The 8,325-nt window shown below is 33.6% G+C and carries 10 protein-coding genes; 3 read left to right on the top strand and 7 right to left on the bottom strand.

Translation table 11 applies throughout. From position 1 onward, the window contains the following. Positions 1-189: 189 nt before the first annotated feature. The gene (locus H8718_RS19220) at positions 190-1,338 is read right to left on the bottom strand and encodes a hypothetical protein (RefSeq protein ID WP_249334622.1); all 1,149 of its coding nucleotides are present in this window, start codon (positions 1,336-1,338) and stop codon (positions 190-192) included. Positions 1,339-1,581: 243 nt separating this feature from the next. On the opposite strand from H8718_RS19220, the gene fba reads away from it, so the two are divergent. Then, positions 1,582-2,445, top strand: coding sequence for a class II fructose-1,6-bisphosphate aldolase (gene fba, locus H8718_RS19215; RefSeq protein ID WP_177671814.1), 864 nt, complete (start codon positions 1,582-1,584; stop codon positions 2,443-2,445). A gap of 126 nt (positions 2,446-2,571) precedes the next feature. Further along, positions 2,572-3,099 (top strand): hypothetical protein, encoded by a 528-nt coding sequence (locus H8718_RS19210; RefSeq protein WP_249334620.1) that lies wholly within the window; start codon positions 2,572-2,574, stop codon positions 3,097-3,099. A 37-nt stretch (positions 3,100-3,136) separates the two neighbouring features. On the opposite strand, the gene H8718_RS19205 is transcribed toward H8718_RS19210, so the two are convergent. The 6 genes from H8718_RS19205 to nadD form a co-directional block, all read right to left on the bottom strand. Beyond that, entirely contained in the window at positions 3,137-4,039 is a 903-nt protein-coding gene (locus tag H8718_RS19205) for a DUF4349 domain-containing protein (RefSeq protein ID WP_249334617.1), read from the bottom strand. Positions 4,040-4,116: 77 nt separating this feature from the next. Beyond that, complete coding sequence (buk, locus tag H8718_RS19200) at positions 4,117-5,181, bottom strand: butyrate kinase (RefSeq protein WP_249334616.1); 1,065 nt, start codon at positions 5,179-5,181, stop codon at positions 4,117-4,119. Positions 5,182-5,321: 140 nt separating this feature from the next. Next, positions 5,322-5,939: a uridine kinase gene (gene udk / locus H8718_RS19195; protein ID WP_249334615.1), complete on the bottom strand. Its 618-nt coding sequence runs from the start codon at positions 5,937-5,939 to the stop codon at positions 5,322-5,324. Between the two features lie 65 nt (positions 5,940-6,004). Beyond that, positions 6,005-6,445 (bottom strand): GNAT family N-acetyltransferase, encoded by a 441-nt coding sequence (locus H8718_RS19190; RefSeq protein ID WP_249334614.1) that lies wholly within the window; start codon positions 6,443-6,445, stop codon positions 6,005-6,007. Next, on the bottom strand, positions 6,429-7,172 hold the full coding sequence (gene nadE, locus H8718_RS19185) for an NAD(+) synthase (RefSeq protein ID WP_177671808.1): 744 nt from the start codon (positions 7,170-7,172) through the stop codon (positions 6,429-6,431). The genes H8718_RS19190 and nadE overlap by 17 nt, the downstream gene beginning before the upstream one ends. Before the next feature lie 88 nt (positions 7,173-7,260). Continuing rightward, the gene (nadD, locus tag H8718_RS19180; RefSeq protein WP_249334613.1) at positions 7,261-7,917 is read right to left on the bottom strand and encodes a nicotinate (nicotinamide) nucleotide adenylyltransferase; all 657 of its coding nucleotides are present in this window, start codon (positions 7,915-7,917) and stop codon (positions 7,261-7,263) included. Between the two features lie 137 nt (positions 7,918-8,054). Between nadD and H8718_RS19175 the strand changes: the two genes are divergently transcribed. Beyond that, positions 8,055-8,207 (top strand): hypothetical protein, encoded by a 153-nt coding sequence (locus tag H8718_RS19175; protein ID WP_249334612.1) that lies wholly within the window; start codon positions 8,055-8,057, stop codon positions 8,205-8,207. Positions 8,208-8,325 lie beyond the last annotated feature (118 nt).

Below are 8,325 nucleotides of genomic sequence, written 5' to 3'. Positions count from 1 at the left end.
TTCAAGAACTAATTTCACTGCAGCAATTTTAAACTGTTTATCATAACTTCTTCTCATAAGTAGACCACCTTTCACTATTTTATCTTAACTTTGTGTCTACTTTATCATACCATGCCCAACTTTTTATTTTTTTAGTTGTCTACTTGACGGGTAGCAGTTCACATGAAAGTGATAACCTCTTTTTCCATTCTATAAAATAATTTTTCTAACTACTTCTTCTAATAATTCTTCTAGTATTACGTCACCCCTATACTCCAAATATAAGACGCGATTATTCTTAATAGCTACAAGCTGGATGCCTCTATTGTTTTGTACTACATAGGCCTTATCTAATCCAGATACTTTTAGTTCCTTAAATGCTTCTCTATAACCATGCTTATCCATCAACTCTTGTGCTAAAGGTTCTGCCATCCCTTTAAAACTTAATTCATAGAATTCCTGCTTGAGTTCTCGATGTCTTTGTTTATCTTCTCTGCCCGTTATATAACCGCGCTCATCGGCCTGATACATACGCTTTGCAAAAATACTCCCATACTCACTATAGCTATTTATCCACTTATATTTTTCATCTTCCGTATCTCTTACAAGATGACTGTCCTCTTCTAATACTACTAGACTTACTATAGGCAACTCAGTATCGCCTAGTGGTAACTTATGTTCATCTCTAAATATAGAATTAAGTGTTGTAAAAAATAAAGCTATCATCATTATCTGTAATAGGATATAGATTATCTTTTGTACGGTACGGGGCTTCTGCCCTTTAGACAAATCCCCTTCTTCTATTCTACTTTGTAACTTATTTAATCCATTAATTGCTCTTTTATCTCTATAAAAACCTACGCCATATACAAATAGTAGAAATCCAAGGTTACTATTATTTCCTTTAACCAACCCTATAACACTAACTTTTTCTTGCATAACAATGTATTTGAGTATAAATAATAGGATAAAAAATCCTATAATAAGTCCTATACCTAATTTAAATCCAGAAATTCCTACTGCATGCTGTTTCTTACGTACTGTCACGTCCTCTAAGTATTCCTCTTTATACCTATATAAGGCACTATTACTCTTTGCCATAGATGAACGATAAAGTGTAAAGTCACTATTTTTATCTACCTCTATCCAATCTAAATCTGTCATACCCTCCTCATCTAATCTTGTTTTACTAATGCTTATTCTATATTCTACTTGCTTCGAAGAACATTTTTTAAAACGCCCCCAATACTTTCGGGCATGTTGAATTTCTAATCCTGATGCAGCCTGCTCTTTAAGCCAGTTTTCATATTCTGTAGTCTGCCAATAGTCATATGGTATCCATTTATAAACTGTATTCATATTTTCTCTCCCATTTGCCCTCTTTATTTCCCATTATACACTCCTTTTTTCTAAAACTTCAAATAAATATAGTCATTTTTTCTAGTAAATTCTCTATTTTTCTTTGATTTTTGACCTATTAAAATTACTAGTTTATATTTTCACAACTTGACATTTAGGGTATAATAATTGAAGGTAGGGAAAATTGGTAGTTCTTATTATTTTTCTCTAAAATAGAATAACCCATTTGACGGAGGTAATATCATGTTAGTTTCTGCTAAAGAAATGCTTAATAAAGCTCGTGCTGGTAAATACGCTGTTGGTCAATTCAACATCAACAACTTAGAATGGACAAAAGCTGTATTATTAACAGCACAAGAAAACAACTCACCAGTTATCTTAGGTGTATCTGAAGGTGCTGGTAAATACATGGGTGGTTACAAAACTATCGTTGGTATGGTAAATGGTTTACTTGAAGAATTAAACATTACTGTTCCAGTTGCTCTTCACTTAGATCATGGTAGCTACGAAGGTGCTAAAGCTGCTATGGCTGCTGGTTTCTCTTCAATCATGTTCGATGGTTCACACTACGCTATCGAAGAAAATATTGCTAAAACAACAGAATTAGTTAACTTAACAAATGAAAAAGGTCTTTCTTTAGAAGCTGAAGTTGGTTCAATCGGTGGAGAAGAAGATGGTGTTGTTGGTGCTGGTGAAATCGCTGATGCTAACGAATGTAAAGCTATTGCTGATTTAGGTGTAACTATGCTTGCTGCTGGTATTGGTAACATTCACGGTCAATACCCAGAAAACTGGAAAGGTTTAGCTTTCGATGCATTAGAAAAAATCGCTGATGCTACAGGTACAATGCCATTAGTATTACATGGTGGTACAGGTATTCCTGAAGAAATGATCAAAAAAGCTATCTCTTTAGGTGTTGCTAAAATCAACGTTAACACAGAATGCCAATTAGCATTCGCTGCTGCTACACGTAAATACATTGAAGCTGGTAAAGACTTAGAAGGTAAAGGATTCGACCCTCGTAAAGTATTAGCTCCAGGCTTCGAAGCTATTAAAGCTACAGTAAAAGAAAAAATGGAATTATTCGGTTCTGTAAACCAAGCATAATTCATTTAAATAAAAAGGTATCACGATTTGTGATACCTTTTTTGTTTATTACACTTATTCATTGAATAACATCATGCCCTATCAAATACACTTATAATACAATTTTTAAGGAGGTGTTCACTAAAAGTGCAAACTAACTTACTCCAAAATAAATACTTTAAGTGCCTACTCATCTTACTCTTATTAGCTTATTTACTTCTTTACTATTTTTTAACCAATCGTCTTAAACTCTCTAACGCTATTCCTTGTGAAAGTCTAAAGGTTTATGTTGCTATTGCACAACCTGCCCTACAAAATACTATTTTGGAAGAGGTTAAGCTTCCAAATGAACTGGCTAACACTCTTCTAAATCTCATTGCTACACCTACTTATTATAAGACACGTGGTGATGGGTATAGAGATGATGAAACTGTTATCAATATTGGTGTCATATCCAATATCAGCACTCCTAAAACCCATTACTATTTCTCCATTAGTGATTTAGGTACTATCCATATCCAAGATTTTTATAATGAGAAGAATAGCTCCTTTTACTCGCTTAAACCTTTTTATAACTTTCTTAATCCTTTATTTATGACGTCTACACGTTCAGAAAAAATACTTTATCGTAGTGTATTTCAACTTATATCTGATGAATACCTTAAACTTAATTAAGCTCCAAGGTATGTCACAACCTTGGAGCCTTTAAATTCTACTTTTCTTTTTTCTTTCTATTCGTTCTTATAATAATCCATGCAACCACAAGAGCAACTGGTGCAATAATAATAAGGAATGGTATCATAGCTATCACAACAAGTACAATACCTTGTAATACATTAATCAGTCCATCTACCGAATCCATAAATGTCTTTTTAATTTTATCTAAGAAAGTAACCTTTTTAGCAGGTTGTACATAGACCTCTGCTTCTTCTACGTTAATTTCTATAGTAGAATAATCAATAAGACTATCATATTTCTTTAAAGTTCCCTTTAAAGATTCTATTTGGTAAGTTACATCAGCAAGTTCTTGTTCTATTTTAAAGAGTTTTTCTAAGTCCCCTGCTTGTTTAAGTAATTCTTTAAGCCTTTCTGCTTGAATCTCAAGTGTCTCAAGTCTTATTTCTGTATCCATGTACTGGTCTGTTACATCTTCCCCTTCTATAGACTTAGAGGTTACATTCCCAAACTGACTACTTTCATTCATAAATTTATCAAATTCTTTATTAGGAATACGTACACTTAAGTTGGCATAGCGTCTATTATATTCACTATATAAGTTGTTTCCTTCTATAGAGCAATTCTGAATAAATCCACCTATTTCATTCACATGGTCCATAATATTTTGGACTGTATCATCAAATGTCTTTGTTTGAAGGTCTATTCTTCCTGTCTTGATAACTTTTCTATTAAGCTGACTACTGGTATTAAATTGTATTCCTCCTTGTTGATCTGCTACTTCATCCACTACTATACTTGTCTCCTCTTTGACTTCTTCTTTGGTAGCTTCTATTGGCCTTTCAGATGAGCTCGTTTGCTTTGAAGAGGAACAGGCTACAAGTGTTATAAGCATTCCTAATGTTAAGATAGCAATTAAAATTCTATTCTTCTTAAACATAAAAACCCCCCCTTATCTTATATCCTAATACTTGCACATTTATCAGAATATTTCAAGATAAAAAGGGGGATTTTATTTTATATTGTTTTAGCTTCTTCTTCGCCAGTTAAAACGCGTAATGCACCTTCTGCTAAAGCAAGCATTTCTTCTTCACCAGGGATAACAATTACTTCTCCAAGGAAGTCAATACGTTCTTTAAGAAGACGTATGAATTGTTTAGAATAAGCTACACCGCCTGTTACAACGATAGCATCAATTTTGCCTTTTAATACTGTAGCCATTGCACCTACATTTTTACAAATTTGATATGCCATTGCTTCATAAAGCATTTTAGCTTGTTCATTACCTTGTTCCATCATCTCTTGTACATCTCTTACATCGCTTGTTCCAAGATAATCTGTAAGACCTGCACGTTGAGATACATATTCTTTAAGTTCTGTACGTGTATATTTACCAGAAAAGCATAAATCAATTACGGCTTCTACTGGAATAGAACCTGCACGTGTTGGTGCCATTGGGCCATCACCATCGATAACGTTATTTACATCTATAACTTTACCTTTCTCATGTGCCCCTATACTGATACCGCCACCAATATGAATAACAATGAAATTACTTTCATCATATTTTCTATTAAGTTGTTTTGCAGCACGTCTTGCAATTGCTTTTTGGTTAAGTGCATGGAATTTACTTTTTCTTTCAATCCCTGGAATACCTGTTACTTTTGCAATAGGTGCCATCTCATCTACTGTTACTGGGTCAGTAATATAAGAAGGAATATCTAATTCTTTGGATAGGTTGTAACCAATAATACCTGCTAAGTTAGAAGCATGTACCACATCTGTGCTAAGTCTTGTAAATAAGCTGTCATTAATTGTATATGTTCCACTTGGGATTGGTCCAATTAACCCCCCTCTACAAGAAATAGCATCTAAGTCTTTTAATGTTATATTTTTTTCTTCAAGGAAGTTAATAATTTTTTCTTTACGGTATTCATATTGATCGATGAGTTTGCTAAATTGGTTTAGCTCCTCTGCTGGATGTCTTAATACTTGTTCAAATTCAAGTTCATTGTCTTTAAATAAAGCTATTTTTGTTGATGTTGATCCTGGATTGATTGTTAAAATATTATATTTAGGCATCGCTAACGTCTCCTCTAGTTTATCACTCTAGTGTAATATCATGTAGTTCTTTTAAGTCTTAATTTAAGCCTTAATTTATTTCTTAGATATAATATAGCTTATGCATTTTAAATTTAAAGTATACAGCTTGTAAGTTTCCTTTATCTGTTGATGAAAGTTCTAATGCGTTCTAAAAGCATTTCAAGAGCAACCGAGTTGAAGCCACCTTCTGGGATAATAATATCCGCTCTTTTTTTACTTGGATCTACGAATTGTTCATGCATTGGTTTAACTGTATTTAAATATTGTTCCACTACAGAATCAATATCTCTGCCTCTATCTTTAACGTCTCTTATAAGGCGACGAAGAATACGTACATCTGCATCTGTATCTACGAATACTTTAATATCACAAAGGTCACAAAGCTCTCTGTTTTCAAAGATTAAAATACCCTCAACAATAATAACTTTAGCAGGCTTTACTTCTACTTCTTCCTCAAGCCTTGTATGCTCTACGAAAGAATAAACTGGGTGACTGATTGCGTTACCTTTTTTAAGTTCCCTAATATGTTCAATCATTAAATCTGTATCAAACGCATTAGGGTGATCATAGTTTAATTTTACACGTTCTTCAAAAGGTAAATCTGAATTAGATTTATAGTAATAGTCATGACTTAGCATGACTACATCATCACCAAAAGCTTCTTTTATTTTATGCGCTAAAGTTGTTTTACCAGATCCGGTCCCTCCAGCCATACCAATTACTACAATATGTTCCATAGTATCCTCCATTAATAACTTTTTCATCTATCATACCATATGTTATGTCTACTTGCTATATTATCTTATTTCCATTTCATTTTCCTATGTTCAATACCTTCTTCCAGATAAGGCTCTGATATAATCTCAAAACCAACACTTTCATAAAAAGGTATAATATAGCTTTGTGCTGAAATTTTAATGGTTGGATGACTTACCTGTTTTTTCACAAATTCAAGTGCTTCAAGTATCATACTCTTTGCTATTCCTTGGTTACGATAATTTTTATGCACACATACACGTCCTATAGACATTTCCTCATAAGCTACACCTGCATCAAGTATACGGCAGTATGCAATAATATTCTCTTTATCATATAAAAACATATGGTAAGCCTGCTTATCTCTATCATCTAAATCTTCATAAGAACAACCCTGTTCACCAATAAAAACTTCTAATCTTAACTTAATCATATCATAAACTTCTACAGGTGTTAGGTCATCAAATCTTTTAATAATCCAATTCATCTTGGCTATAACCTTTATACATATATGGCATCTCACGTTTATGAGCTGTTCTTTTATTTGTTTTTTCAATAATTTCTAAAGATGCTGGGTCAGTTGTACCTGTCTTGATGTATTCTTCAATAGCTTTATAAGTTACACCCATTTCTTTTTCATCTGTTTGTCCTTCCCAAAGTCCAGCAGATGGTGCCTTTGTAAGAATAGGTTCTGGTACACCTAACTCTTTGCCTAGTTCAAGTACTTCCTGCATTGTAAGGTCACTAAGTGGATTAAAATCATATCCACCATCACCCCATTTAGTGAAGTATCCCATTACCATCTCACTCTTATTATCTGTACCTACTACAAGATAATTTAAAGTTTGTGCTACAGCATAAAGTGTAGTCATACGTAAACGTGGTTTTATATTAGCTACAGCAAGTTCGTTAAGCTCATGTTCGTTAATAATAGTATTCTTAAGTGTTGTAAACGCACCGCCAATATTCACTTCTATTAACTTAATACCAAATGCATCCGCTACAAGACGAGCATGTTCCATATCTGTACTCAGTGAATTACATGGCATAGTAATGCCTACTACGTTCTCCTTGCCAAGTGCACGTACACATAATGCTGTAACAGTTGCGGAGTCTTTACCACCACTTTCACCAACTACCACACCTGTACAACCTGCAGCTTTTACACGTTCACGAATCCAATTCAGCCTATGTTCTAATCGTTTATTTTCCATTTTCCACAATTCCTTTCTTTTTTAGTAAAAGTTATCCACTTTTTATCTTAGAAAGATACTTTGTACACAGTTTTTCAATTTTATTATATCATAGTATATTATTATTCCCAATTTTATTATGAGAAGTTGGCACTACCGTGTAAAGCCCCTTTTCTATTATATAAAAGTATGCTTCATCAGGTAACATATAGCGAATACTTTTGCCCTCTCTTAGCTTTTGACGTAATAAAGTAGCACTTTCATCACTATGTATGCTCTCCTTCATTTTAATAAATCGATCTTTGTACGGTTTTAATAGGGTATCTTGTTCAATAATATGCTCTAATATATCGTCCTCTCTTTCTAGTACAAGGCACCTAAAGCCTTCTAATATTTCTTTATAACAAGTCCATGACGTCATTACTTTTAAATTATCTGTTCCAAGTACAAGCCATATTTTATGATCCTCATAGGCTTTTTGCATCCTTCTTAAAGTATCTATACTACTTAGTAAAACCGGAGAATCTACCTCTAGGGTAGAAACTTCGAAATGCGGATTAAGTTTACATACAAGCTCAAGCATCTTTACTCTATATTTTGCTTCTAATAAATCCTTTTTAGGATAAGCATCAGAAACAGGCATAAAAATAACTTTCTCTACTTCATCAAAACTGCAATAAATTTGTTCCGCTAAAGAAAAGTGTGAGTTCGTTGGTGGGTTAAAAGAGCCTCCAAAAATGACAAGCACTTTTTCTATACTTTTCATTTACTATTTACCACTCCTTCTGACTTCATACTATTTATTCCCCCTTATCTTATATTTCCAGTATACATTTCCTCCTAAAAAACCATCCTAGATATTACCCACACGCACAATATATTTTCTTAAAAGGAGACTTGAAGATGCCTAAAGACAGTCAAATAGATAACAAACAAAAACGTATGGAAAAATGCAACTACCAAACTCCTCTTACTGCTGAAGCACAAAATCATAATCGCAACAACAAAAAGCACTCCGTTCCTCGCGAAGGCTTCCAAAGCCCTCATATCAACTAAATCATAACCACCCGTCTAACGGGTGGTTTGCTCTAGCCCTATAAGGGCATGTTACTAGCAATGCCTTAAGGCATATTGAATAGTTCGCCAACTGCATATTTTTTTCAAGCAGCCTCTA

It is taken from the genome of Zhenhengia yiwuensis, assembly GCF_014384995.1.
In the GTDB taxonomy this organism is placed as follows: domain Bacteria; phylum Bacillota; class Clostridia; order Lachnospirales; family Cellulosilyticaceae; genus Zhenhengia; species Zhenhengia yiwuensis.
Note: the sequence above shows the minus strand (reverse complement) of the source record. Positions and strands in the feature narration are given on the sequence as shown.

Excerpts from the sequence above, each read along its gene's own strand:
- fba (WP_177671814.1), top strand. The coding sequence starts at position 1,582 with ATGTTAGTTTCTGCTAAAGAAATGCTTAATAAAGCTCGTGCTGGTAAA.
- nadD (WP_249334613.1), bottom strand. The coding sequence starts at position 7,917 with ATGAAAAGTATAGAAAAAGTGCTTGTCATTTTTGGAGGCTCTTTTAAC.
- udk (WP_249334615.1), bottom strand. The coding sequence starts at position 5,939 with ATGGAACATATTGTAGTAATTGGTATGGCTGGAGGGACCGGATCTGGT.
- H8718_RS19175 (WP_249334612.1), top strand. The coding sequence starts at position 8,055 with ATGCCTAAAGACAGTCAAATAGATAACAAACAAAAACGTATGGAAAAA.
- nadE (WP_177671808.1), bottom strand. The coding sequence starts at position 7,172 with ATGGAAAATAAACGATTAGAACATAGGCTGAATTGGATTCGTGAACGT.
- H8718_RS19190 (WP_249334614.1), bottom strand. The coding sequence starts at position 6,445 with ATGAATTGGATTATTAAAAGATTTGATGACCTAACACCTGTAGAAGTT.
- H8718_RS19205 (WP_249334617.1), bottom strand. The coding sequence starts at position 4,039 with ATGTTTAAGAAGAATAGAATTTTAATTGCTATCTTAACATTAGGAATG.
- H8718_RS19220 (WP_249334622.1), bottom strand. The coding sequence starts at position 1,338 with ATGAATACAGTTTATAAATGGATACCATATGACTATTGGCAGACTACA.
- buk (WP_249334616.1), bottom strand. The coding sequence starts at position 5,181 with ATGCCTAAATATAATATTTTAACAATCAATCCAGGATCAACATCAACA.